Raw genomic sequence first — 25,809 nt, 5'->3', positions numbered from 1 at the left:
AACTAGTGAAAAACATCACAAATCGGATATTCATATGACATAAACAGGTCCGTAATTATACAAAAAGCAATAGTTATAGCCCAAAAAGGTAGTAAAATTATTTTTGTAACGGAACCGAAAAGAGACTTATTGAGTGGGGAATTTTGAGAAAGAGAATTTGAAAACTTTGTAATCAAGAATATATGGTGTATTTTGCGCTTATGCTATTTGTCATTATTTTCGGGATTGGCATTGCCTGTTTACCTCTCAAATAATTGCAGTTTCACCTTCGTAATCTATTCATAGGGCAATATATTTCAATCCACAAAGCTCCTTTCTCTTCAAGCACTCCATAGTGTTCGCCGCAATTTATATTTGATGCATTTAATGTGGCATTTTTTGCATCGCACTCTTTGATTAACTCATCCTTATTCTTGGAAGATTTGAGTGCACCTATCCATCCATCAAACATGTCATAGTATGATAGCATGTAATTCGTCATAATTTTTCCTGAGATCAATACATCCCTGTATATCGGTTTACCATAAGTAATTGTCATCGGATATTTCTTTGATTTTCTATTTTGGGAATATTCTCTTTCATAGCTCTATCCGACTAAAGAACCTCTCTATTGAACTTTTCTTTCACATTCTACAATATGTTCTTTTACTATTTTACCTGTATTGCCAGAAATCGAGTGAACAAAAAGTATGATCCTAACGAAAAACCAGTATCATTTGGCAACTGAACATTGATAGCCATATATTTTACTAAATCCTGCTTTCGGCAGGTCGACATAAAAATCCATTCAATTTTTCTATTGATATCGTTTTTTTTCAGAACTTTTGAAATTCAATTTAAATCAAAAATTACTAAATGTTAACCATAACATAATTAATATATATTTGTGATAAATGAGATAAATGACAACTAATGTTAGATATATAGTCCGTATGATGCTGGTTTTTAAGTGAGCCTGCAAAAAATAGCAATTAATGATATTTAAATTTTAGAATGTGCTTGCTGTCGAATGTAGGATAAAATCAAACGTTTCACAATAAAACAAATATTTAAGTATTAAATTTTCACTATAATAGATAATTTTAGAAAAAAGTTAATTTATAAGTATAAGCCTGAAAATGCAACTTCGAGGTTAATAAAATGATCGGCTTTTCTTATGTTTTTATTCTTTTCGTATTCATTGGTCTGCTTTCCTTTGTTTCCTGGATATGGATTCTTATTGACTGTGTGAAAAGGGAGACAGATATAGGAAATACACGCCTGATCTGGGTTATAATTATTGTTTTAACCTATATTGTGGGAGCTTTTCTCTACTATCTAATCCGGCGCCCTGAGAGGCGTCTGGAATTGGGGAGATGAAAGCGATAGAAATCAAAACCGGCACCTGTTCAAACTGTGAATTTTACCCGGCATTAATCACCCCATCTTCAAAGTTTTTGCATTTATAGCTACGATTACGGTACTCAGACTCATGAGAACTGCACCCATAGCAGGGCTTAGTAAAATTCCGTATCCGTAGAGTACCCCCGCTGCAAGAGGGATTGCAAAAACGTTGTACCAGGTTGCCCAGAGGAGGTTCTGATACATCTTAGAGTAAGTCTTTCTGGAAAGCCCGATTATATTAAGAACGTCTCTCGGATCGTTTTTAACCAGCACTATATCAGCGGTTTCTATTGCAACATCCGTACCTGCTCCGATAGCTATTCCCACATCAGCCTGGGCAAGTGCAGGTGCATCGTTAATTCCATCCCCAACCATGCCTGTGATGTACTGCTTCTGGACTTCTTTGACCTTCTCTGCCTTTTCATGAGGAAGAACTTCTGCGAAGTAATCGTCAAGCTCCAGCTCTCTGGCTACCCAGGCAGCCACATAGCGATTATCCCCTGTGAGCATAAGGCATTTTATTCCCATGTCTTTGAGCTTCGAAATTGCTTCTCTCGACTCCTTCCTGACAATATCGGCAAGTGCAAGGGCTCCAAGCACTTTCTCTCCTTCAAGCAGGAATACAACGGTTTTTCCCTGTTCTTTAATTTCTTCAATTTTTTCATCTTCAATGGCGATTCCCTTTTCTTCAAGATAACCCGGACTCACAACAAGGAATTTCTTTCCTTCTACCTCCCCTTCTACACCCTTTCCGGGAATTGAACTGAACGCTTTCACGGACCGAGTTTCCAATCCCTTTTCCCGCGCACTTTCCAGAATACCTGCTGCAATAGGATGTTCCGAGCTGGCTTCAAGGGAAGCCGCCAGGCTCAGAATTTTTTCATTTTCCTCTCCAGAAAGAGAGACTATATCCGTGACTCCAAACCTTCCTTCGGTGAGTGTACCTGTTTTGTCAAAAATGAGAGCCTGAAGACTGCGTGCTCTCTCAAATGCCTGCCTATCCCTTATAAGAAGCCCGGATTTTGCGGCAATAGATGTTGAAACCGCAACCACAAGAGGAATTGCAAGCCCAAGAGCATGCGGACAGGTAATAACCATTACAGTCACTGCTCTTTCCAGCGCAAAGGCAAGTTGTTGGCCGAAGAAGATCCAGAAAATAAAAGTGAAAATTCCGACAGTCAAGGCTATAATTGTAAGGTACATCGCAGCCCGGTTTGCCAGGTCCTGGGTTTTTGATTTGCTTTCCTGGGCGGCTCTGACGAGCTCGACAACCTGGCTGAGATAGGTGTCTTTCCCGGTTTTTTCTACCTTCACAACAAGAGCTGCCTCTCCGTTAATTGAACCGCCGATAACCTCATTTCCCGGCTTTTTCGTGACAGGCTTCGACTCCCCTGTTAGCATTGATTCGTTGACACTGCTTGTTCCTTCTACAACATTCCCGTCTACTGGAACTTTTTCTCCGGGCTTTATCAGGACCTTATCCCCGATTTTTAGCTGGTCAACTCCCACGTCAACAGTTTCTCCGTCTTTTTTCAGGTGAGCAACCGACGGCATGATCTTTACCAGCTCTTCAAGGGCTTTCGAAGCTCCCATTACCGAACGCATCTCCAGCCAGTGTCCGAGCAACATTACATCGATAAGGGTTACGAGTTCCCAGAAAAATACCCCTCCGGGAAGCCCGAAAACCACAGCAGAGCTATAAAAATAAGCCACACTGATAGCAATCGCTATAAGGGTCATCATTCCAGGTGATTTCTCAGCAAGCTCTTCTTTTATACCGTTGAGAAAAGGATAACCACCGTAGAAATAAACGACAGAGGAAAGCAAAAAGGTAAGAAAATCCGCACCTGGAAAAAGAAGCTCAAATCCAAAAAAACTCTGGATTGTAGGTGAAAGCAGCAAGACCGGAAATGTCAGTATAAAAGAAACAATGAATCTTTTTCTAAAATCTGCGAGCATGTGGGAATGATGATTGCCGTGATCTTTCCCATCGGACGGCTCATGACCCTCATGTTTCATTCCCTCATGCTGCCCATGACCCTCATGTTTCATTCCTTCATGCTGCCCATGACCCTCACGTTTCATTCCTTCATACTGCTCACGTTTCATTCCTTCATACTGCTCATGTTTCATTCCTTCATACTGCTCATGTTTCATTCCTTCATACTGCTCATGTTTCATTCCTTCATACTGCTCATGATCTTGATGTTCTCCTTCTCCATGTTGTCCATGGTTGTGGGATTGTTTTTTATCATGAGGGGAAGGCCCATTTACTTGAATTTTAGGACTATCCGTGTCCATTTCCTTTTCTTTGGCCAGCATATCCCCAATGCTCCTTATTTTAATTTTATCATGATATTATAATCTCTTAATATATTTAAAATAAAAGAATCAAATATCCTGAGTCAAAAAGTAATAGAATTGGTTTCAAAAAACTATAGAGTTATTTTCAAGCTTGCTCAGGCGAATTCCCAGAGATAGAATATATAAGAAAGGCGGATACTTTTGCGATGAATATTACGGTATCCGGCCCATATATCACAGCAAAATCATAAAATTCGGAAGTAATTTCAACTCCCCCCAGACAATAATAGAATTCAAAGATGTAGAAAAAGAAGTCAATGACTCACGGATACGCCACTTTTTCTTTATCCCTGATAATACAACTTTACTTTTTTCGGTTTTATGCCCGATTATTGGCAGTATACGTAAATATATTTATAAACAAAAAGTTATAATTAATCATTAATTTGCTGGAGTTATCCAAAAGTCCAGTATGGTATACTTAATTAATCTACCAATATACCCCTATAAAATAGTGTGGAGTGATATCTGAATGAGTGAAAATAAGTCTTCTAAGGTTTTAACTACCGGGTTTGGGATCCCGATAGGAGATGATCAGAACAGCCTTACAGCAGGGAATCGCGGGCCTGTTCTTCTGCAGGATTTTCATCTGCTTGACAAACTCGGTCATTTCAATCGTGAGCGTATTCCGGAACGCGTAGTGCATGCAAAAGGTGCAGGTGCTGGCGGATACTTCGAAGTGACCGCAGATGTGACTAAATACACCAAAGCTAAGTTCCTTTCTGAAGTAGGAAAGCGTACTGAAGTTTTTGTCCGCTTTTCAACTGTCGGGGGAGAAAAAGGTTCTGCGGATGCAGCTCGTGACCCACGCGGATTTGCCGTGAAGTTCTACACCGAAGATGGAAACCACGATCTGACAGGAAACAACACCCCTGTGTTTTTCATTCGTGACCCTTTGAAGTTTCCTGATTTTATTCACACACAGAAACGTAATCCTGCAACAAACTGCAAAGATCCCGACATGTTCTGGGATTTCCTTTCCCTGACGCCGGAATCAATTCACCAGGTCACTATCCTTTTCTCAGACAGAGGTACTCCTGCTACCTTCAGAAACATGAATGGCTACTCCAGTCACACCTACAAGTGGTACAATGATAAGGGTGAATATTTCTGGGTACAGTATCATTTCAAGACTGACCAGGGGATAAAGAACCTGACCCGTGAGGAAGCAGAGAAATTAAGTGGAACGGACCCGGATCATGGGACAAGGGATCTGTATGAGGCTATCAAGAGAGGCGACTATCCTTCATGGACGCTTGAGATGCAGATAATGACTCCGGAGCAGGCCGAAAATTACCGTTTTGATATTCTGGATATAACGAAGGTATGGCCTCACGGCGATTTTCCGCCCATCAAGATAGGTAAACTGGTATTGAACCGAAATCCGACCAATTACTTTGCTGAAGTGGAACAGGCAGCCTTCAGTCCTGCAAACCTTGTGCCAGGCATTGGCATTTCTCCAGATAAAATGTTACAGGCAAGGGTTTTTTCCTATCATGATACCCACGTTCACCGTCTTGGTCCCAACTATCACCTGATCCCTGTGAATGCTCCAAAGCACTCGCCTGAGACCAATTATCAGCGTGACGGGTTCATGCGCGTTGACGCCAATGGCGGTAGCGGCCCCAATTACTGGCCCAATAGCTTTGGTGGCCCTGCTCCTAATCCTGATGTTCTGGAGCCTCCATTCGAGGTCTCGGGACTGGCAGCCCGTACACCATACATGCACCCCAACGATGACTTTGTACAGCCTGGAAACCTGTATCGTGACGTGATGACCGATTATGACCGTGGGAATCTAGCAGGCAACATTGTAGCTCATCTTTCAGGTGCCCGGAAAAATATCCAGCTCAGGCAGACAGCTCTTTTCTTCAAAGCTGACCCAGACTATGGAAGCCGGGTGGCTAAAGGCCTTGGGCTTGATGTAAAGGAAGTTGAGCGCCTTGCTAACATGACCAGTGAAGAGCGTGCAAAGGCGACTGAAAAATAAAATCATTTTGAATGAAAACTCCATTTCACCTTAAAACTGAATTTGGGTCGTGGGAGTCAGCTACTGAATTTCTTAAGCACAGGACTGACTCTCAAATCTTTTAGACAACAACTATTGTGATCGTTTTTTCAGATTTGATCAATGACTTACGAACACGACCTAAATTTCGAATGGTCTCGTATCTGGCTATTTTTCCCATCACAATTTTTACGTTCGGACCCACGCAGAGAATATATACTCTGAATAATTATACCCGAATTTATATATCGATAAAAACCGGAATACTAATTATATATCCGGAAAATACTCTGAAAATACACTTTTCGGTGTAATTTTTCAATGGATTTCGGTATTATATAATTTTAGGCTTAAGTCAAAATTAAGCTGTGCAGCTTTGAGGAGGATTAAATGACGGAGACCGGAGAGAAAAAGGCCATCGGAGCCAGGAATTTTCTTTATCCAATGCCTACTATCCTCGTAGGGGCTTATGTAAACGGAAAACCTAATTACCTTACAGTTGCTTTTTGCGGAATCGTGCAGGTAAGCCCTCCTATGATCGCAGTGACCCTGGGAAAAATGCACTACACAAATGAAGGAATCAGGGAAAACCATTGTTTTAGTGTAAATATCCCTTCCAGACATATGGTGGAAGTTACGGACTACTGCGGTATGGTCTCTGGAAAAAAATCCGATAAATCCGAGATTTTCGAAACTTTCTGCGGAAAACTTGAAAAAGCTCCAATGATTTGGGAATGTCCGGTGAATCTTGAGTGCAGGCTTGTAGATATCCTGGATTTTGGAGGCGCGAACGAGGTTTTCATCGGAGAGATTGTTGAGAGTTACGCAGAGGAACGATACCTTTGCAATGAAATTCCTGATATCGCAAAAATTGAGCCGATCGTTTTTTCCATGTATGATAATAATTACTGGGGAATAGGTGAGCATCTGGGCAAAGCCTGGTCTATCGGGAAAAAATTAGGTGAGAACTGTAATGAAAAAATAGCTGAAAGCGACGAACAGAAGGAAAATAAACCTTCTTGCAGTGTGATTAGAGAGTTGAAATAAGTCAAAATACGTGATTGCAAAATTGACCTTTTATCGGAAAGGCTTTTCAGAATACTCTCTTCAGCTCAGATACTTTTTAATATTTTCTGGGATCGCCAAAATTCGCCATTAATTCCGCTGGCAATTGACTGCACCCAATCAAAAACCCAGAAAATAATAAAAAGTCTCTCGGCTCAAAGGTTTTTAGTGGGGAAAGGGGGACTATTACGTGAAAATAAAAGTGTTCAGCGGAAGCCATAAGGGCAGGGAAGGAAACACTCTAATTCTAGTTGAGGAATTCCTGAAAGGAGCAGAAGAAGCCGGGGCAGAGACCGAAAATATCATCCTTATTGAAAAGAATATCGGGTACTGCAGGGGAAAATTTGAGTGCTGGCTTAAGACGCCTGGAATGTGCACTATCCGTGATGATATGGACGACCTGCTTCCCAAGTTTATGGCTTCGGATATTGTGGTGTTTGCATGCCCAGTTTATTTTGATAATGTTCCTGCAATCATGAAAAACTTCATAGATAGGCTTGCTCCTCTTCTTTTGCCTCATTTTGAGGAAGATGAGAACGGTGAGTACAGGCACGCAAAACGCTATGAAAAATTTCCGAAGATCGTTGTGATGTCAAACGCCGGGCTGCCGGGCCAGACGAATTTTGAGGTTGAAAGCCTCTTTTTCAGGAGGCTTGCAAGAACCTTTCACACCGAACTAATTGCCGAGATCTACAGAGGAGAAGGGGAAATTTTCAGGGGAAAAAGCAACCTCATGCTGAAGCTCCTGCTGGGAAAGTACAAAAAAATGCTCAGATGCGCAGGAAAAGAGATTGTTGAAAACCAGAAGCTTTCTGAAAAGACAATCACAGAACTCGAAAAACCTATCGTGCCTGCGAGCCTGTACATAAAATTCGGAAACGAAGAATGGGATCGGTTGTGTGAAGAAAATAAGGTTGATTGAAAAAGCTTCGATTTTATATACTAGCTCATGCCTGAATAATAAAGTAAATTCTCCGTCATAAAAATAAAATGTTCTCTAAAGTATAACACAGGCAATAACTCAAACAAGCTTCAGTTCCATCTTATAACATTTTTCTTTCTGGCCGCATATGTTTTCTATTTGTCCAGTTGTTACAAAGCCCATCTTTTCATATAATCGTATGGCTGGAACATTATTTTTACTTACGTACAAAATAATCGATGATATTTTGTTTAGTCTCATTTCTTTTATACTTTCTTTTAATAATTTCTTACCGAAGCCCTTTCCTCTGAAGTTCCTGTCAGTTGCAATTGAACATATTACCGCTTGTTTCTTAAAACCACCTGAAGAAATTACAGGTTTCAAATAATAAATACAGTAACCAACAACTCCTTCGTGACTCTTAGCTACATAGAATATTTTTCTAGAACTCTTTGAATATTTGATTATATCTTTCTCATTTTTGTCCTGAAAACTCTCAGAATGAATTTTAATAACCTCATGAATTATATAATCATCTACAAGTACAATTTTTTCTTTGTCTGTCTGCTTCCATCCCTTTAAAAGAAAAACCCCAAGAGTATCTTTTAATATTCTTTTCATAATCGTTAAATATGCAATTGGTCTGGAAACTTGGGCTTTTCTAAAACTCATACAAATCACCTTTAAGTAAGTAACTATTGACGAATAATCTCTGGATAGCTTTATAATCCATTTCTGATGCATTAAGCGCCCTGCTCACTAAAAGATAGACTTAGAATTATTCGGATCAGATTTCTTAGTGTTTGAAGGCCTGGCAGCTTTTTGGAGGCAGTCGTTGCTAGAAAACAAAAATGGGTTACTCTTAAGCTGTTTTCACGGATATAATAGCCTTCAACCTCTTGATTTCTGTTCAGATACTTATCTGAATGAGATTATAAAAAATTGCCCAAAAGCAAAAGTTATAGTTACCCCCTCAATTTTTTCCCATGAATATGACAATTTAATTTATATCTTACATTTTATTGCAATCTGCATGCATAAATAGTGACCGGATAAATATGTTACAATTTAGAGTGTTTACATCTCCAAAAAATATACTTAATAATAAAGAGTTCCAAGCTCAAAATTTGGCTTTGCAAATATCCTATATAAAGAGCTATTGTAAAAATTAAAATGAGATGGCGCAGAAAAATGACTCTTGATTTCACATTGAGCAAAAATATGATTATGTAGCCACAGATGGACAACCATTTAGAATTTAAGTATTGAGAAAATAAGATAGTTGGATAAAGAAAAGATTAAAAATTTTGCGAGGGGCAAAATTTTAACGGCCTTCTCTACTTTAAAACACCTTTTTCAGTTCCCTTCCACCAGGTCTTCCAGGCTGTGCTCCATGTAAGGTGCGTTGCTCCTGTTTATAAGTTCCTGGCAAACTTCAGCTGGCTTTCCTTCCATCACAAGGGTTCCGTTTTCTATCAATAAAGCTCTGTGGGCCACTTCTCGGACAAAATCCATATGGTGGCTCACAAGCACAATGGTCGTGCCGAAGCATTCATTAATCCTTTTTAAAGAGTTTGTGACATCTCTGAGGGTTACAGGGTCAAGGTCTCCGAAGGGTTCATCCAGCATGAGATATTCGGGAGATGTTGCAAGGCTCAGGGCAATAAAAGCCCGGACATGCTCACCTCCGCTGATCTGGCAAGGGTTTTTATCAAGGACTTCCATCGGCAGGTCAAGGGCTTCAAAGACTGGCTTTGCATAGGCATCGACATCAGTTGCTGGAATTGTGGGGAATAGCTCGAAATATATAGTGTCATTCAGGTTCAGCTCCCGCAGTGCGGTTGCTTTCTCCTCTTCTGGCATGTCTGGAAGGCGGTATATCGTATCGAGGGTTTCATCCGAGAGACCCATCTCCCTGGCTTGATCTCTGGCATGTTCGATCGCACCTTTCTTCTTCATGCTTAGCCTGAATCGAATCTGGTCCCTGACCGTGGAGTTCACGGACATTGAGAATTCCTGATTCATAACACTCATAATTCGCCGAAGTTCCATGCGTCCCCTGCTGTATTCGGTGACATCCACCCAGTCTCCGTTGCAAAGATACTCGACAGTCCCGCTTTTCGGCCTGATAAGACCTTCCATGAGCTTCATAAGTGTCGTTTTTCCGGTTCCTGATGAGCCGATAAAAGCTATAATTTCTCCCCTATAAACATCGAGAGAAAAGTTTTTTATGTTCAGGACTTCCCCCATCCGGATTATGGAATAACGTTTCGAAATTTCCTTAACTTTGATGCAGATTTCCTTATTCTCATGTTCTTCAAGCTTTTCCCTCGGCTTCATATCTCTAAGGAAATTTTTAAGCACCAAAGCAGGCTCTCCGTCTGCTGCAATTTTCCCATTTTCCAGGAAGACCAGCCTGTCGGCAAGATAGGCGTGAATTTCCGGCAGGTGAGAAACTACTATTATTGGGATATTCAATTTCTCTTTCAGGCTCTTTATTACATCAAGGACTTCCTGTTTTGTGTCTGGCCCGGTCATTGTAACGGGTTCGTCGAGGAGAAGGAGTTTTGGCTTTGCGGCAAGCTGTCTTGCCATTACAACTCTCTGTTTTTCCCCGCCACTCAGAAGGTTGGTGGAATGAAGTGCTTTGTGTTCAAGGCCCACGAGTTTCAGATATTCCATAGCCTCTTCAAAGAGTTCATCATAATCATTAGTTTCATTATGCGGAAGGGCTTCATGCCCCACTCTAAGGTAATTTAGCTTTCTTATAATATTTTCAATTGCAGGCCCGTTCCAGAGCCCAAAATTCCGTTGGAGGTGTATTGCGCTTACGCTTTTCAGGAACTTTTCTCCTTCAATCCCAGACGAAGGAGTTATAATTTCTCCATCTACTTCCACAGTTCCCTGCTGAAAAGGCTCCACTCCCCGGATAATGCGTAGTAGTGTCGACTTTCCACTTCCGCTTCGGCCTGTAATCCCGAGGATTTCGCCATCCTCCACCGTGAGGTCGATATGGTCCAGTACTCTTCTATTTTCGGAATGTACCTCATAATCTTTAACCAGGTTGGAAACTCTGAGCATAATCATACCTCTTAGTGTTGATCGCAAGTTGACGCCGGATCCTGAATCCATTCTGCAGTTCTGCCAATTCCCTGTGGTAATTTGCCTTTTTTGAACTGTTGCATCTTTCGGACCCTTTTGCGCGATTAAAATTTATATTAAAATAGGAGTCAAGTATTATCTTATAACTATTTATTACAATTGGCTGCATGTGATTTGAACCTGAACAGTTTCAAAAATCACTTATAATATTTAGAATTTTCTGAGACTTATCGAACGCTAAAGAAAGCCTGTGCTTCAGAAAAAAGATTTGAAAAAAATAAATGTTTTAAAAGAATTGTTAAGTTAAATTAGCTTTTTATTCTCTTAAAAGCAGGCAGCACAGCCGAAATCATCCTTTTCAGGAAGTTCATCTCTTTATGGCTGATACAAGTTCAGCAACCTTTGCAGTAACGTCTTTCACTTCTTCAACAATTGTGCCTGTAACGATCATATCCGCACCTGCAGAAGCACAGAGTTTTGCAGCTTTTGCATCTCTGATCCCGCCGCCAACGATCAGTTTGTTTTCCCCGAGTACTTGCTTGACGGCCCCTATCATCTCAGGATTAACAGGCGTGTCAGCTCCGGATCCGGCTTCAAGGTAAGTATAATGCATGCCCAGGTATTTGCCTGCAAGGGCGTAGGCCGCGGCAATTTCGGGTTTCCTTCTGGGAATTAATTTTGCGTCCCCTACCCAACCAACAGTTCCCCCCGGTTCGACCACAAGGTACGCCATGGAGATTGGTTCAATCTGACTCCTGTATACAAGCGGAGCTCCAAGTACCTGATTTGTGACCACATACCCTATATCTCTTGAGTTCAGGAGGCTCATGAAAAATACGGCATCTGCATAGCTACTGAGTCCGGCTGAACTTCCCGGGAAGAGGATAGTTGGGACATCTACCTTCTGTTTTATCTTTATGACGGTCTCGTCAAGTAGGGTCCCCGAAGCTCCGGTTGAGCCACCTATCATGATGGCATCGGTGTCTCCCTTAACTGCTGCAAGGGCGATTTCAGCAGCTCGTTCAGGAGTTTGGGACGCCGGGTCAATAAGGGTAAGATGAACTTTTCCTTCCTGGTCAATGATTTTTTGGAGGTGTGCTTCCACCTGCAAAAAAGATCATGCTCCTTTGGATTCCTTGGATTTCACACGAAGAACACTGTAGCCGCATTTTCTGCAGCGAGTTGCTCTTACTGCATTCCTTGCATTACATTTCATGCAGATTTTTTTGTTTAATAATCTTTCTTCTGCTTCTGGAAAACGAGCCATTTTTTGTCACCTGCTATTATTTTTTAATATTGATAAGGTATATAGCCCGCATAATGGATGTTAAGGGATATAATGTTTTTCATCAAAAAAATCCGCTTTTTACTGTGTTCGCAGCCTTTTTTTCTTTTGTCTTCAGCATACCTGCAGCTTTTACTGCCCTGCCGACTCAAAGCTTATTTATTGGTTATGTTGTTTATTCCCTGCTCTGTATACTTAAACCAGGACTAAAGACGTAGTTAAGCTGACATTATTAAACTGTGACAGGTCAATATTGAAATTACATGACGCTAAGAATCATTTAAAGCTAAAATTATTAGGTTCGAAGTATATCCCGGAATTAATTTAATTCCTTCTCTCGTAAATGGTGATTGATGTGGCGATTCATCCTATAGACTACCGGTATGGTACAGCAGAAATGAAACATGTGTGGAGCCAGGAGAACAGACTTATCAAGATCCTGCAGACCGAGGCAGCCCTTGCCCGCGCTGAGGCAGATATGGGTTTGATTCCCGCAGACGCGGCCGAAATTATATTTGAAAGCATCGCTTCCGTAAAAACCGAGAGGGTTGACGAGATTGAAGCTGAGATTCACCACGATATGATGGCTGTGGTCGTTGCTATTTCTGAACAGTGCAGGGATGGTGCAGGGAAATGGGTACATTTCGGAGCCACTTCAAATGATATTCTGGATACGGCAACAGCTCTCCAGATAAAGGATGCAATCGATATAATGGAAGATAAACTCAAAACTCTGCTCAGGATTCTGGTTAATCAGGCAGAAGCTTATAAGCACATGGTTTGCTGCGGAAGGACTCATGGACAGATAGGAGTTCCAACAACTTATGGACTGCGTTTTGCTATCTGGGCGTCGGAGATTTCCAGGCATCTGGATCGCCTGTATCAACTTACTCCGAGAGCGACGGTAGGGCAGATGACAGGAGCGGTTGGGACTCAAGCTGCGTTTGGAAAAGCCGGAATTCTTATTCAGAAACTTACCATGCAGCATCTTGGAGTCGGGGCTGTGGATGTTTCTAACCAGATCATTCAGAGGGATAGGCACGCTGAATTTGTAATGTGGATGGCAAATACAGTCACGACTCTGGATAAGATCGGTATAGAAATCAGGACTCTTCAGCGCAGTGAAATTGCCGAGGTTGAGGAAAGTTTTGGGAAAAAGCAGGTAGGCTCATCTACTATGCCTCATAAGCGCAATCCTATAAAGTCCGAGCAGATATGTGGGCTTGCAAGGATCGTAAGGGCTATGATCGAGCCCGAGCTCCTTAATAATACTCTGTGGGACGAAAGGGATCTTACCAACTCCTCCTGTGAACGTGTGGTATTCCCGGAAGCCTGCGTGCTGACTGACCATATCCTTAAGCTTGGGATTAGCGTGCTTGAAAATCTAAGGTTCTATCCTGAAAATATCCGGAGAAATCTGGAATTGCTCAGGGGCCTGAATATGGGAGAGGCTGTAATGATCGAGCTTGCAAAGAGGGGAGTGGGCAGGCAGGAAGCCCATGAACTCGTCCGGACTGCAGCAATGAAAGCTCATGACACAGGGCAGCATTTCAAAAATGTACTTCTGGAAACTCCTGCTGTCGCAAGATATCTAACTGCCACGGATATCGAGAATCTTGTAAATCCGGATAAGTATATAGGAACTGCAGTGGAGCAGGTTGAAGTACTTGCTGTAAAACTTCGTGAGGCTTATAGCCTCTAACCTTTTCCTTTTTCACCATGAATATTATCGGCGCAGAAGTCTGTGCATAAGGGATACCTTGTACAAAAATGTGGAAGCTGTGAACGATTCCTATTAAGCACACGATTAAATCTCAATATTCATATAAAGTTATTTATACAATCTGTATCTATATGTTCACAGCCGTTCAAAACTATTTTTTGTTAAATTCCTTCTATTTCTCTGGCTACGCAAAATTTCATTTATTCTTGCATATTTCTTTCGGGCTCCCGGGTATCAGTTTTTCCCGACCAGAGGTCTTTAGTGTACTTCTCATGCCTGCTGCTGCTGTTTGAAAACCTTAAGGTTTTCCCAGTTAAATTTGTCAGGAGGACAGGCTCTTATGCATTTCTGGCAGTGAGCACCTTCACAGAGATCGGTGCTTATCATAACTCTGTTTTCTTCGTCAATTGTTATGGCATCATTTGGGCAAACTTTAATACATTTTTTGCACTCAGGGCAATCCACAACCATGGTCAAATATGTCCCGACTCTTTCCAGGACATAGAGTCCTTCTTCTCCAAGAACCGGAATATCTCTCTCTACACGTTTCTCGATAACAGGGTTATCTATAGGATCATCGAGATTTGGCAAACCTTTCTTTTTGAGATACTTTTTAAACATCTTAAAGGGCATACCCTCTTCCCAATATGCAAGTTCAAGAATATATGCATCCGCGAATTCCGGGGCAGTCGCAAACATGATGTGGGTGCCTATGATCTTGTTTGCAATGGCCTGAAGTTCCCAGAGCCTCTCCTCGGAAAGCAAGATTTCTTTTGCTACGATCAGAGATGTATTTCCAATCTGACAGATCTTTCCTGTGGCATAAGGAATCAACCCTATTTTCTGGGCTTTTACCGCATCCATATAGGTTCCGGCAGCTCCTGCCATGTAAGCTGTATCTATATCTTCCATTTGAATGCCTGCAGCTGAACAGAGGGTGATGTGCCCTGCCCTGATGGCTCCGATGGCTTTTCCAGCTTCATGCATGTCTTTTTCCGTAAATTTGATATTATTCTGCAGGTGAATTGTCCCATCCGGTGTTTTGATCTTTGGGAGTTCCGCAAGACCATGTCCGAGGGCTTTTTCTAGCAGGGCTATAACTCCTGTACCTGTAATTCCGTTTGCTTTTATTTGCCCTTCCTCAAGCACCTTCCCAGTAGCCGGATCCACAAGGTCCCCTGGGACTGCTTTCATCTCTTCGTCGAGCACATAGTTTCTCAAGGCTCCATCCTCAAATTCAAAGTCCGAGATGGTGAAGGGAGATGCAAGTTTTCCTTGCTTTATCTGTTGTCCTTCAAGAGCCGGCCCGGCAGCTGCAGATCCCGTATATATGACATCTTTCACTTTGAGGGCCATCTCGGCATTTGTCCCGTAGTCCGTTGCAATCGATATTTCGTCGCTGTCAAGCATTCCAGATTTGATTATCAAGGCAAGGGCATCGGCTCCTACTTCGTGTTTTATTGCCGGGGGGACCCTCACTTCACAGTCAAATTCTTCAAGTCCGGGAATTTCTTTGCTAGAAATAATCCTTGCATTTCTGTTCTGTTCCTTTATATCGTATTTCTGCTTCTTTCGCTCCCCTGCATAAGCAAGGTCTTCAATGGAAATCCCCTGAAAGATGGACAACTGAATGGGGTTTCCACAGATTGAAAGTCTTTTAAGTTCCCCTCTTTCCACACCCAGAGTCTCGAAAAGGTTCTTTACAGCATTCACGGAAAGCCCATGTGCAAGATCCTGTCCGTAGTGGATTGCGAAGTCCATGTGGTCCATCACGTTCGCACCGGGAAGGGGGTTCCTTAAAGTTATTACAGTTCTTTTGATTTCTCCAGTATCAAGGTCAATTTTCTGAGCTCGGTATCCACTTGTTCCCAGGTCAATTGCAACTCCGTATCTCATACAAATTCCCCTACTTTTTCTTATTTTGTCGGCTATTTTTTATATTATTCCGCTGCTTGAGGTTTTATGTATTTTACTATTTTGAAAAATAATGTATAAATAAATAGAGTACTCTAATTTATTCTTTAAATATAATTAAAATTAAATAATTATCTTTGAATCACTTTTTGATCTCCCAGTAGCCTCTAAAAACCCCTTCTTAAGGTACTCCGGCTGATAAAGACTTACTGGAAAAGGCTTGTCCTGCCTGTTTTTCCTTTTTTTACCCGGCAGCTTGAACCTTTAGATCTCCCTGCCAAAATGCATATCGGGAGGGATAGTTTTATAAATTACAAGTGTCTTTGTATAGCTGATGAGCTAGTCCGGGTAGCCCGGCGTTACCTGTAACCCGAAATCGCCGATATGCGGGGGACGAAGCCAAAGGAAGATGCGTCAAAGAAATTACAGCCTGGAGTCTCAACTGAGAAGCCTCGTCCTGCTTGGATAGTGCAGGTATGCGGGCTTGCTGGAGAACAGGTCCTCATACCCTAACTGCGGAAACCGGTCGAGGCCCGGAAGGGAGCAGACTTACTGTGGGCAACTGTCGCTTGCGGGGTCGCGGGGTGGAGAAGAGGCTTCAGTCTCCTGAAATCTCCACGATGCACCAACCTTAGGCGTGCTCATCGCTTAACACTTTAAAGGGCTTCGTTTTATAATCTAACTGTTATACTTCTGACAAAACAGTTTATGTGAGATGCTTTCCCTGGAAAAGGTTAAATATATGAAATGCGTTTAAGGGAACGCGCTCCTTAAAGTCCTTTGTGACGAGATAGCCAAGCCCGGTATGGCGCGGGATTGCTAATCCCGTGATGCCCCGCATCCCGGGGGTTCGAGTCCCCCTCTCGTCGTTTCTTTTATCGAAAGTTTCTGTTTATATTTATTATCTCTATTTAAAATTCTCACGAAGCACTAGGTATAAATTTTAACTACTATTCTACTTTGCATTTCTTAAGTCAATAATCTCAAACCGTATTCAAACAGATTGTTTATTTTATTGATAGATCACCTTTTTTGAATGAAGACCTCCTCTTTTGAATATTCCTCTTGCTTGGTCCAACTCAATACTTTTAGCAATCGTCTGTAAAATAACATTTATATTATTTAATTATTAAATCTATTCTGATGGCATCGCATCTTCTAACCGACCTTCTGATAATATTCGGACTTTCTATCCCTGTAGTTTTTACTTTCTCCAGATTGAAGATAGCACCACTTGTAGGCTTCTTGCTTGCGGGCATTCTTGCCGGACCCTTTGGTTTTGGACTGATTCAAGGGACAGAGAACATCGAATCTCTAGCTGAAATCGGAGTCGTTTTACTACTTTTCACTATCGGAATAGAGTTTTCCCTGCAAGAGCTCCTTAAGATCAAGCGAATTGTGATTTTGGGAGGGGGACTGCAAGTTTCGATTACATCCATTGTTGTTGCTTTCATCTTTTGGTGGCTTGGCTATTCTCCTGAAGCTGCCGTTTTCATGGGTCTGATTGTAGCACTTAGCAGCACTGCTATTGTCCTGAAACTGCTTCAGGAGAAAGGAGAAATCTACAGTGCTCATGGAAGAATTGCACTTGGAATACTTATTTTTCAGGATATAGCAGCGGTTTTGATTATAATTCTTGCTCCGCTTCTCGCAGGAGAGGCTGTAGTCGGCAGTGATCTCCTTGAACTTTTGTTTCGGGGAATCGGGCTTGTTGTTCTTACTCTTATAAGTGCCCGTTATGTAGTTCCTTTTCTCCTATTCCATGTGGCGAAAACACGCAATAATGAGCTTTTCTTGCTGAGCGTAGTGGTAATAGGTCTTTCCGTAGCCTGGATAACTTCCCTGGCAGGTCTTTCCCTTGCTCTTGGGGCTTTTCTGGCAGGATTGATTATCTCGGATTCCGAATACGCTGCACAGGCACTTGGAAATGTTATTCCTTTCAGAGATCTGTTCATGAGTATCTTTTTTATTTCCACAGGTATGCTACTGAATCTTGACATAATGATAACTTATCTCCCACTTATTCTCGCAGCCACTGTCCTTGTTTTCTTCCTGAAAACTTTTGTAAATGTTTTCACTACTTTTCTCATAGGCTTTCCTCTGCATACCATGATCTTGGTTGGTTTTTCCCTGGCTCAAATAGGAGAATTTTCCCTTATCACTGCGAAAGTGGGATTCAAGAGTGGAATTTTTACTGAGACAATTTACCAGGAGTTTCTGGCTGTTACCGTGCTTTCCATGGTTCTGACTCCTTTTTTTACGGATCTGGGATATTACTCTGCCGCTTCCAGCCAGAAGTTTTCTCGGTTCCTTCCCAAGATATTAACAGATGACCGACACGGAGCTCTAAAGAAAGAGGATCAGGAAAAGGAGCTTGAGAACCACCTGATTATAGTAGGTTATGGGGTTAATGGAAAAAATGTTGGAATTGCTGCCCAAAAAGCTGGTATCTCCTATCTGATAATTGAGATTAACCCCGCGACTGTCCGGCAAGAAAAAATGAAGGGTGAAACAATTGTCTACGGAGACGCAGCTCAAACAACCGTGCTTGAACATGCAGGTATCAGGGCTGCAAAATCAATTGTAATAACTGCAGGCGATACTGTAAGTACCTGGCGGATCATTGAAGTGGCTAAAAGACTGAATCCGGATGTCCATGTTATTGCAAGGACTCATTTTCTGGACAAAATTGATGCTTTTTATTCCATCGGAGCTGACGAAGTTATTTCTGATGAATTTGAGTGCTCTATAGAGCTCTTTTCCAGGGTGCTTAACAGGTACATGGTCCCGGAGAATGAGATCGAAATCATGGGTATGCAACTTCGAGCTGATCATTACAGGATGCTTCGCAGTCCTGAAATCCGTCGCACAAGTATCTGTAAGCTTGCCCTTGATTTTTCCAATGTAGAGATCAAAAGCATAAGAGTTGGAAAACTTTCGGAGGCTGCAGGGAAAACTCTGGGAGATCTTGATCTTCGAAAAAAGTATGGTGTTGCCGTTCTTGCAATTTCTAGGAATCACAGGCTTATTTACGATCTGGGGGCTGAGACAGAACTTAGTCCAGACGATATCCTGCTTGTAATCAGTCCTCCCGAAAATCTGGAGGAAATCAGGGAATTTTTTTCAGAAGGAGCTTGAGACTAATCATTTTTCGGAAAATTCTCAGGCTTTTATTTATCTTTGACTAGTTTTCTTTTCTTTTTTCGTTTTTTTGTTTTCTTTCCCTCCCCTCCTTCACGCATTTTTCAATAGTATCTTTTACCCTCAATCAGTTCCAACAACTTTAAATAATGTATCCATTTATTTACTTTATGTAAACGAACTATTACATTATGCCAATATAATTTAACAATATATTTGTAAGTCCATATAGGGGCTTTGAATTAATTATTTACATTAATATACTGTACTTATGGAGGTTCTGCAGATGAAGCGGAAGCAATTCAGAATAATTTCGTTCATGATTGTGATGGTTATGGGAGCTGTCGTAGGTTTTTCAGTTTCGATAGGATATCCACTACTTGCCATAGGTGCTGTCCTTGCAGGTATGGCTGTCATGTACCTTTCCAAAAACAGGCTGGAAGGGGTTGTTGAAGACGAAAGGATACGTCAGGTAGGTCAGAAAGCGTCCTGGGTTACTCTCCAGTTTATAGCCCTCAGCTTTGCTCTTGGAGGAGCAGTCCTGATATCGATGAGGGAAACCTACCCTGGCTACGTTGACCTTGGTTTTTTCATGGCGTATGCAAGCTGTATAGTGCTTGTAATTCATTCTCTTTTTTATATGTATTACAACAGAGAATATGGAGGCTGAGGGGGAAGCCGTTTCTCTCTTCGGGATGAATGCAAAGTTTTAATTTAATGAACAGATCATGAGCCAGTTTTATACAAAGGTGGGGTTAACCAATGAATAGGTTTGATGCTTTCCAGACAAAAAGAGATCTGCAATTCATGCAGCCCCGTCTATTTTTCACTCCTGCATTTTGCTTTTGCAAGGATCTTTCTTATATCCATGTGGGATTTATATCCTCAGTATACGTCTCCTGGCTGTCACCTAGCTTATCTAAGCTGCGGAATTTTTTTAGTGTACACCTTTATTTCACATCTACTTCAATAAAAAGTACGGAGTTGGAGATGAAGAACAATATTAAAGTTTACAGGGCAATGCATGACTTTACTCAGGAAAGCCTTGCTGAAAAAGTGGGAGTGACAAGACAAACTATACATGCGATTGAAAAGGGAAAATATGACCCTTCTCTCGAGCTTTCATTCAAGCTTTCCAGGCTTTTTGGAGTCCGGATTGAGGATATTTTTATCTATGAAGACAGCGAAACCTGATATACCTTGAAGAAAAAAATGATTTCCTTTGTCCCATCTTATTAAAAGCTGGTTTCATAATATTTTCCAGCTAAACTTAGTTTTCCCAAATTCTCTAACATACATAAACCTGAAGAAACAACCTCATATAATTATTTTTATTTCCGGGAAAACGAGACCCTGAGAAATATACAGGCTTTCAGGTGAGTAAGCTAATAGCTAATTTTCTTTCCAGGGATTTACGGCGTGGAATTCCTAAAATCAATTTTAGTTTCTAAATATATTTATAAGAAATGAAAGGGTAGTTACAATTAATGGACATCGCGGATATAAAGATAGTTTATGTCAGCAAGATGATAGGTGTATAAGCAAGTCACAAAGAAAATAAACAGGAGGAAAATACATGATGCAATCCTTTATAGTTGAACATTATCTCAACAAGGATATAGATGTTTACTGTGGTGGGCCTGATGTCTTTGGGGGAACTGTAGAAGCCTGTGCCGATAACGTCCTCACGCTCAATAATGAAGGGAAACTTACCCATATAGCCATCGATAAAATAATAGCCCTCTGGTCTCAATAAGCTCAGAATATTATATTTCAAAATCAGACTTATATTATAGGGAACAATTGGAGTAAGGACAGGTCTTGATGATCTTTTCCTAAATCTACTTTAAGTTAGATAACGCTCCAGACAGCTGGATTAGGGCTTTTATTTCCGGTAAGAATAAGCGGGATCAGGCAGAGATAGACAAAAACCTTACAGACATGTGAGAAAACTGATATTGCTTCAGTCTTAAATGGAGTAAAACGAATTAAAAAATCTCTTTTTACCTGAAAAAGCCCTTATAACGGGAAAGAAAGCTGATTCAAACCAGCAGGATCAGAGTCCAATACTTTGGAGAATACTGAGGTGTAAAGAAATGCAATCTTTTATAGTGGAACACCATCTTGGCGAAGTTATAGATGTTTATTGTGGAGGCCCTGATATTTTTAACGGAAAGGTGGCAGCCTGCGCAGACAACGTGCTAACTCTTGAGCAGAATGGAAAGTACACGCACATAGCAATTGATAAGATCATAGCCCTGTGGCGCTCTTAACACATAATAAACAGTTTTCGAATAAAAATGTGTATTGAATAATGGAAAAGTTCCGAAGCTTTAATACTTCGTCCTTTTCCAGCAGTTTTTGAGTTCGCAAAAAGCCGAAACCACTCTATCAGTATCTGACTTTTATACATCCTTCTTAACTCTTCTGTTCTCGTGGCTTATGCTTTCCTGCAGCTTTTAGCATGGGAAGCGATAAACTCCCTCATCAGTTTTACCCCGAGCATGGCCGTTTGTCCGGAATCATATTCGGGGGCGATTTCTACAATATCAAAAGCCATTGAGAAAGGGGCAAGAGTCCTTACTGCAGTTCTTACATCCCGCGCACTCAGGCCGAAAGGTTCCGGCGTGCCGAGCCCAGGGGCGTAAGCCGGGTCTATGGCGTCCATATCAAGGGAAAGATATATGTGGTCGCAGTCCAGCCACTCAAGGGCTTCTTTGAGAACCTCTACCATACCTATGGATTCTACATCATCGGCTGTATAATACTTCAGGTTATTTTCCCTGGCAAAAACCCACTCTTCTTCCGGGCCGCTTCTAATCCCTATAGAGACCAGATTCTTTGTAACCTGATTGAGAATATTCCGGGATACGCAGGCATGGTTATGCTTGAATCCCCTGTACTCTTCCCTGAGGTCAAAATGGGCATCAAGAACAAGGACCCCGAAATCCTCTCCTGCGAATTCGGCACAGGCTTTTACCATAGCATATGTCAGGGAATGCTCCCCTCCAAGCATAATGGGAAGTTTTCCTTCGTTAAGGAGATCTTTTGCAGAATCATAAAGGCTCTGCAAGGTCTCATCAACCGAGGCTGAAGTCTCCAGGTTTCCTGCATCATAGATGGGAAGATCCACAAGATCGATGTCAAAAGTCGGGTTATAACTTTCAAAATTTGCAGAAGCCTGTCTCATGGCGTCCGGAGCCCAGCGGCTGCCTGCCCTGTAAGAAGAGGTGTTGTCAAAAGGCACGCCGAAGATAACATAACGTGCAGATTCATAGTCTGCGAGAGCATCTATAAAGGAATTGGGTAAAAACATACTCTAACCTGATATGAAATTATTTACTTAAAAAAGAATGACTCAGGCTATTAACCTGAGTTTTCGCCTTATTTTTCGGAAATTTATGTCCGTATATCGAGTTTAATCTTGCCAAGAGCTGTGATGTAAGAAACCTCTTCACCCTCTTTAACCCTGTCCTTATATTCATCAGGAATTACGATTTCAAAGGTTGAGTAATCTCCCATGTCCATAAGCTGGGCAATGTTACCGGCAATTGAGATTATCTGTGCACTCTTTCTTTCCACAATCGGAACATAGATTTTAGTTGCGACTGAACCTATGTAAGAGCGCTTCTGGCCATCAAAGAGGCCAATAACCTCTATTCTTGCCTTTGCAGCTCCGTGTTTCCCGGGTTTGGACTTGGTAATGCTTTTTATGACGCATGCTTCGTCATCAATGATTACGTATTTCCCTTCTTTGAGCTCCTTTACTTCTACCTGCTGTTTCATAGAGATTCTCCCATACGTTTTAAAGTGTTTATATATAAATTGTAAACGTCATTCCGGATTTACCGGAAAATTTTCCGCGGCTCCGGTGAAATAGTATAAGAAGGCTTTCCTGATTTTTAAGCCTGTCTCCTATTTATCCATACATTGATTAACTGTCCTGTATGGCAAAACTGAAAAATGTTCTTAATTTGGGGGTGCCTGCAGAACCTATCTACAGGTCGAGAACTAATACGATTAATTATCCTTGACTATATAACGCTTATGCGAGATTTTGCGTCTTTATACCGGATTTCAGGGAAAAATGCCTAAAACATCCAGAAAAAAATCCATGAGTTAAAGGAAATATTGGATTTCATAGAGAAAATACTTTACTTTATAAGATTTCTATCTTCTATGTGGAGTTAGTGATATAGTAAAAGCTCCTGGAATTCTTTTCTGTTTTTTCTTTAACAGCTGAGCTCAAGTTCTTTCAACTTCTCTAACAGAGGCACCCCTTTTTCATCCCAACCACGGTAATGATAATATTCCTGAATCGCGGCTTCAAACTCCTTTCCGGGAAGCCCGTATCCTTCGATTTCTTCCTCATTTTCAAACAGTCTTTCCGGAAGTGTGTCGTCTTTCCAGGTGAAACCTGCTTTCAGATTATAAGTTCTTTCAAGGTTATAGATTCTTTCTCCTATTTTCAGGAGTTCCGCAGGCGATATTTCTATACCTGTAGCCGAAAGCAAAAGAGCTGAACAGAGTTCTTCATTGAGGGCAAAGACCGAGAACGGGCAGAACACAAGAGAATCCAGTACTGCAGCTATGTTTTCAAAGACCTGGAGGATACCTGCTTTTCCTTTAAGGCTCAGGCGGTCAAGACTAACGGGCTTTCCAAGAATCTCGGGTCCAACCATGAAAGCAGTCAGGTAATCTCCGCCGTGGCTGGATGTAGCATAAGCCAGGGCCTGCCCCCTGATCCCTCTCGGATCAAAGCCTCCAAGCTCGAGACCCTTTACATCCATGCTCAGCTCTTCTCTCCCCCTGCCTGAAAGATATTTCCTGGCTCCATTTCCGGGTTTGCCTCCTCCCTCAATTTCTGAGCCTTCCCCAATTTCCAAAAGCAAAGATTCCAGCTCATAAGCTTCGATTATCTCGGATTTGAGTTCTGCGCACGCGCCAATAATCGAACCTGCAGAAATAGGGTCAATCCCATAGTCCTTGCATATCCTGTCAGCATTGAGTACTGAAGCGAAATCAGGGTTCTCAAGGTTAAACCCGAAAGCCCAGAGGGAATCATAGTCAGGCAAAATCTGCCCTGTCTTTTTAATTCTCTTTTTGCAGCCCAGCGGACAGGCAGGGCAGCTTTCTTTTTCAAGATCAAAACTGGCTTTGATACGTTCTCCTGAAAACAGATTTGCAAAAGAAGTTCCTCTTCCGGAAAAGTTCCTGCTTGGAATGAGATTCATGTAATCCAGCAGTTTTACAAGCGCAGGTGTACCGTAGTTTTGAAGTCCTTTTGAGAGCATAGGGCTTGCGTCGAAAAGCTTCAATATTTTTGTGTTAAGTTCTCCGAATATCTCAGAATTGGCAGGTAGAAGTTCTTTTTCTCCTTTCACAACTACAGCCTTCAGCATCTTTGAGCCTGCAACCGCTCCTAACCCTCCTCTCCCACTGTGGATGGAATCAATGACAAAAGATGAAATCAGAACCTGTTTTTCTCCTGCCCTGCCTATGCAGGCTATGCTTCCTCTGCTTTTGAGAATTTCAGTACAGGTTCTGACATTCTTTCCCCAGAGCCCTTCTGCAGGCACAATTTCGACGCCTCCTTCCCTAACCTCTACATAAGAAGGTTTTTTTGCTTTTCCTGTAATAATCAGAGCATCAATCTCAGTTTTCTTCAGTTCTCTCCCGAAGCCTCCGCTTGCGTTCCAGCTGAATATTGTGCCTGTCAGAGGAGACTTTGATGTAAGAACTGCTCCTGAAGCCATAGGTGCAAGGCCTGTAAGCAGCCCGGACGTGAAGATCAGAGGATTCTCGGGACCAAGAGGGTTTATATCAGGATATGCAAGCCCGGAAAGCAATTTTACCCCAAGTCCTCTACCACCGAGATAACTGCGGATTAACTTTTCATCAGTCTTGATAACATTAACTGATTCGGAGCTAAGGTCTAAATATACTGTTTTTCCTGTCCATCCATTCACATTCAATCCTCTTTTTTTCTTTTCCTATTTAATTTTTTAACTCTTTATTTTTATACTTTTCTGGCATCGGTCTTCTGAAGAAAACCTTTAACTTGAGATCGTTTGTCAAAAGAAATGAGTCGGAAAGATACGAATTCAACAGACCCTTCAAAATCTCTTGTGAATATAAATATCACAGATAGCTTAAGAAGTCTAAATGAACTTAAATATTGAAAAATATAGGCAGAATGAATGTATAGAAAAGATATGCAGCTACGATGACAAATATAAATATCCATAAATTATCCAATTTCTTCTTGGAATTAACTTCCGCTTCATTTCCCTGTAGTGCCTCTAAGTTCTTTTTCAATAAATTGGGGACGCGAACCATTATCTTTGTGGCAATTAGTCCCATAAACGCCGTAAACATACCAAAAAAAATAGCCATTATATAAGGAGCAAAAGGTGACCCTGCCACTAGATCTATATTCATAAGATACCATATAATGCCCTCTCCGTCACTAATAGGGATGGCATATGCAATCCCGAAAGCAAGTGGCAGTCCAATAATTGACCCCGCAATACTTAGTTTTTTATCTCTTAAGATTGCGTATAAAATAACAAACGAGATACTAATGGGTATCAATATAAAAAATATTGGGATTATTAGAGCAAATGCTAATCCTTCATCCAATTAATTCATCTCCGTAGTGATTGCTTCATAATAAATCCTTATTATGGCTGTGCGGGCCCTCACTTCACCTGTTACCTTCTTGTAGATGCTTTCCAGGGTTGTTGTCTCTTGGTAGATACCTGGCTTTTATTTCATTTATCCGTACATTATCCTGCCATTGTGTACATCGACCCCAGCGGCCTGATTTCTTGTTGGTAATTGAGTTTCAGTAATTGTTGAAGAATCACTTTGTACAGAAGATACCAATGAAGTTGACAAAA

Annotated in this window: 21 protein-coding genes, 1 tRNA gene and 1 other RNA gene; 12 read left to right on the top strand and 11 right to left on the bottom strand. The window is 41.5% G+C overall.

Going from position 1 to position 25,809, the window contains the following annotated elements:
• Positions 1 to 262 precede the first annotated feature (262 nt).
• Complete coding sequence (locus tag RG963_RS03825; RefSeq protein ID WP_310574951.1) at positions 263 to 538, bottom strand: hypothetical protein; 276 nt, start codon at positions 536 to 538, stop codon at positions 263 to 265.
• 602 nt (positions 539 to 1,140) lie between these two features.
• Here RG963_RS03825 and RG963_RS03820 point away from each other — a divergent pair.
• Positions 1,141 to 1,359: a PLDc N-terminal domain-containing protein gene (locus tag RG963_RS03820; protein ID WP_310574950.1), complete on the top strand. Its 219-nt coding sequence runs from the start codon at positions 1,141 to 1,143 to the stop codon at positions 1,357 to 1,359.
• A gap of 57 nt (positions 1,360 to 1,416) precedes the next feature.
• Here RG963_RS03820 and RG963_RS03815 read toward each other — a convergent pair whose 3' ends face one another.
• A complete protein-coding gene (locus tag RG963_RS03815) occupies positions 1,417 to 3,468 on the bottom strand; it encodes a copper-translocating P-type ATPase (protein WP_396654687.1) in 2,052 nt (683 codons plus the stop codon).
• A 751-nt stretch (positions 3,469 to 4,219) separates the two neighbouring features.
• Between RG963_RS03815 and RG963_RS03810 the strand changes: the two genes are divergently transcribed.
• The 3 genes from RG963_RS03810 (at position 4,220) to RG963_RS03800 (ending at position 7,742) form a co-directional block, all read left to right on the top strand.
• Entirely contained in the window at positions 4,220 to 5,737 is a 1,518-nt protein-coding gene (locus RG963_RS03810; protein ID WP_310574949.1) for a catalase, read from the top strand.
• 408 nt (positions 5,738 to 6,145) lie between these two features.
• Complete coding sequence (locus RG963_RS03805; RefSeq protein WP_310574948.1) at positions 6,146 to 6,802, top strand: flavin reductase family protein; 657 nt, start codon at positions 6,146 to 6,148, stop codon at positions 6,800 to 6,802.
• Positions 6,803 to 7,010: 208 nt separating this feature from the next.
• Positions 7,011 to 7,742, top strand: coding sequence for a flavodoxin family protein (locus RG963_RS03800; protein WP_310574947.1), 732 nt, complete (start codon positions 7,011 to 7,013; stop codon positions 7,740 to 7,742).
• A gap of 99 nt (positions 7,743 to 7,841) precedes the next feature.
• Here the strand turns inward: RG963_RS03800 and RG963_RS03795 are convergent, their stop codons facing one another.
• From RG963_RS03795 to RG963_RS03780, 4 genes are all read right to left on the bottom strand, one after another.
• Entirely contained in the window at positions 7,842 to 8,414 is a 573-nt protein-coding gene (locus tag RG963_RS03795; RefSeq protein ID WP_310574946.1) for a GNAT family N-acetyltransferase, read from the bottom strand.
• 684 nt (positions 8,415 to 9,098) lie between these two features.
• Complete coding sequence (locus RG963_RS03790; protein ID WP_310574945.1) at positions 9,099 to 10,823, bottom strand: ABC transporter ATP-binding protein; 1,725 nt, start codon at positions 10,821 to 10,823, stop codon at positions 9,099 to 9,101.
• Between the two features lie 388 nt (positions 10,824 to 11,211).
• Positions 11,212 to 11,955 (bottom strand): geranylgeranylglyceryl/heptaprenylglyceryl phosphate synthase, encoded by a 744-nt coding sequence (locus RG963_RS03785; protein WP_310574944.1) that lies wholly within the window; start codon positions 11,953 to 11,955, stop codon positions 11,212 to 11,214.
• A gap of 6 nt (positions 11,956 to 11,961) precedes the next feature.
• Entirely contained in the window at positions 11,962 to 12,111 is a 150-nt protein-coding gene (locus RG963_RS03780; protein WP_310574943.1) for a 50S ribosomal protein L40e, read from the bottom strand.
• 373 nt (positions 12,112 to 12,484) lie between these two features.
• Here RG963_RS03780 and purB point away from each other — a divergent pair, with 373 nt between their 5' ends.
• Entirely contained in the window at positions 12,485 to 13,831 is a 1,347-nt protein-coding gene (purB, locus tag RG963_RS03775; protein WP_310574956.1) for an adenylosuccinate lyase, read from the top strand.
• A gap of 291 nt (positions 13,832 to 14,122) precedes the next feature.
• On the opposite strand, the gene RG963_RS03770 is transcribed toward purB, so the two are convergent.
• Positions 14,123 to 15,748: a methylamine methyltransferase corrinoid protein reductive activase gene (locus RG963_RS03770; RefSeq protein ID WP_310574942.1), complete on the bottom strand. Its 1,626-nt coding sequence runs from the start codon at positions 15,746 to 15,748 to the stop codon at positions 14,123 to 14,125.
• Positions 15,749 to 16,098: 350 nt separating this feature from the next.
• Between RG963_RS03770 and ffs the strand changes: the two genes are divergently transcribed.
• From ffs to RG963_RS03735, 7 genes are all read left to right on the top strand, one after another.
• Positions 16,099 to 16,413: signal recognition particle sRNA (gene ffs / locus RG963_RS03765), an RNA gene on the top strand.
• A gap of 137 nt (positions 16,414 to 16,550) precedes the next feature.
• Positions 16,551 to 16,635 (top strand) — tRNA-Ser (locus RG963_RS03760).
• Positions 16,636 to 16,909: 274 nt separating this feature from the next.
• Positions 16,910 to 18,904 (top strand): cation:proton antiporter domain-containing protein, encoded by a 1,995-nt coding sequence (locus RG963_RS03755; RefSeq protein ID WP_310574941.1) that lies wholly within the window; start codon positions 16,910 to 16,912, stop codon positions 18,902 to 18,904.
• A 289-nt stretch (positions 18,905 to 19,193) separates the two neighbouring features.
• Entirely contained in the window at positions 19,194 to 19,577 is a 384-nt protein-coding gene (locus RG963_RS03750) for a DUF2178 domain-containing protein (protein ID WP_310574940.1), read from the top strand.
• A gap of 320 nt (positions 19,578 to 19,897) precedes the next feature.
• Complete coding sequence (locus RG963_RS03745; protein ID WP_310574939.1) at positions 19,898 to 20,101, top strand: helix-turn-helix transcriptional regulator; 204 nt, start codon at positions 19,898 to 19,900, stop codon at positions 20,099 to 20,101.
• A 382-nt stretch (positions 20,102 to 20,483) separates the two neighbouring features.
• Positions 20,484 to 20,663, top strand: a complete 180-nt coding sequence (locus RG963_RS03740; protein ID WP_310574938.1) for an MM0924 family protein — start codon at positions 20,484 to 20,486, stop codon at positions 20,661 to 20,663.
• Between the two features lie 340 nt (positions 20,664 to 21,003).
• Positions 21,004 to 21,180 (top strand): MM0924 family protein, encoded by a 177-nt coding sequence (locus RG963_RS03735; protein ID WP_310574937.1) that lies wholly within the window; start codon positions 21,004 to 21,006, stop codon positions 21,178 to 21,180.
• 167 nt (positions 21,181 to 21,347) lie between these two features.
• On the opposite strand, the gene speB is transcribed toward RG963_RS03735, so the two are convergent.
• From speB to RG963_RS03715, 4 genes are all read right to left on the bottom strand, one after another.
• Positions 21,348 to 22,223, bottom strand: a complete 876-nt coding sequence (gene speB, locus RG963_RS03730) for an agmatinase (protein WP_310574936.1) — start codon at positions 22,221 to 22,223, stop codon at positions 21,348 to 21,350.
• Positions 22,224 to 22,306: 83 nt separating this feature from the next.
• A complete protein-coding gene (locus RG963_RS03725; protein WP_310574935.1) occupies positions 22,307 to 22,693 on the bottom strand; it encodes a translation initiation factor IF-5A in 387 nt (128 codons plus the stop codon).
• Positions 22,694 to 23,139: 446 nt separating this feature from the next.
• The gene (locus RG963_RS03720; protein ID WP_310574934.1) at positions 23,140 to 24,876 is read right to left on the bottom strand and encodes an aldehyde ferredoxin oxidoreductase family protein; all 1,737 of its coding nucleotides are present in this window, start codon (positions 24,874 to 24,876) and stop codon (positions 23,140 to 23,142) included.
• Between the two features lie 202 nt (positions 24,877 to 25,078).
• Positions 25,079 to 25,549 (bottom strand): hypothetical protein, encoded by a 471-nt coding sequence (locus RG963_RS03715; protein WP_310574933.1) that lies wholly within the window; start codon positions 25,547 to 25,549, stop codon positions 25,079 to 25,081.
• Positions 25,550 to 25,809: the final 260 nt, after the last annotated feature.

This window comes from Methanosarcina baikalica (assembly GCF_031461075.1).
Lineage (GTDB): Archaea > Halobacteriota > Methanosarcinia > Methanosarcinales > Methanosarcinaceae > Methanosarcina > Methanosarcina baikalica.
This window is presented reverse-complemented; position numbering and strand designations above follow the sequence as displayed.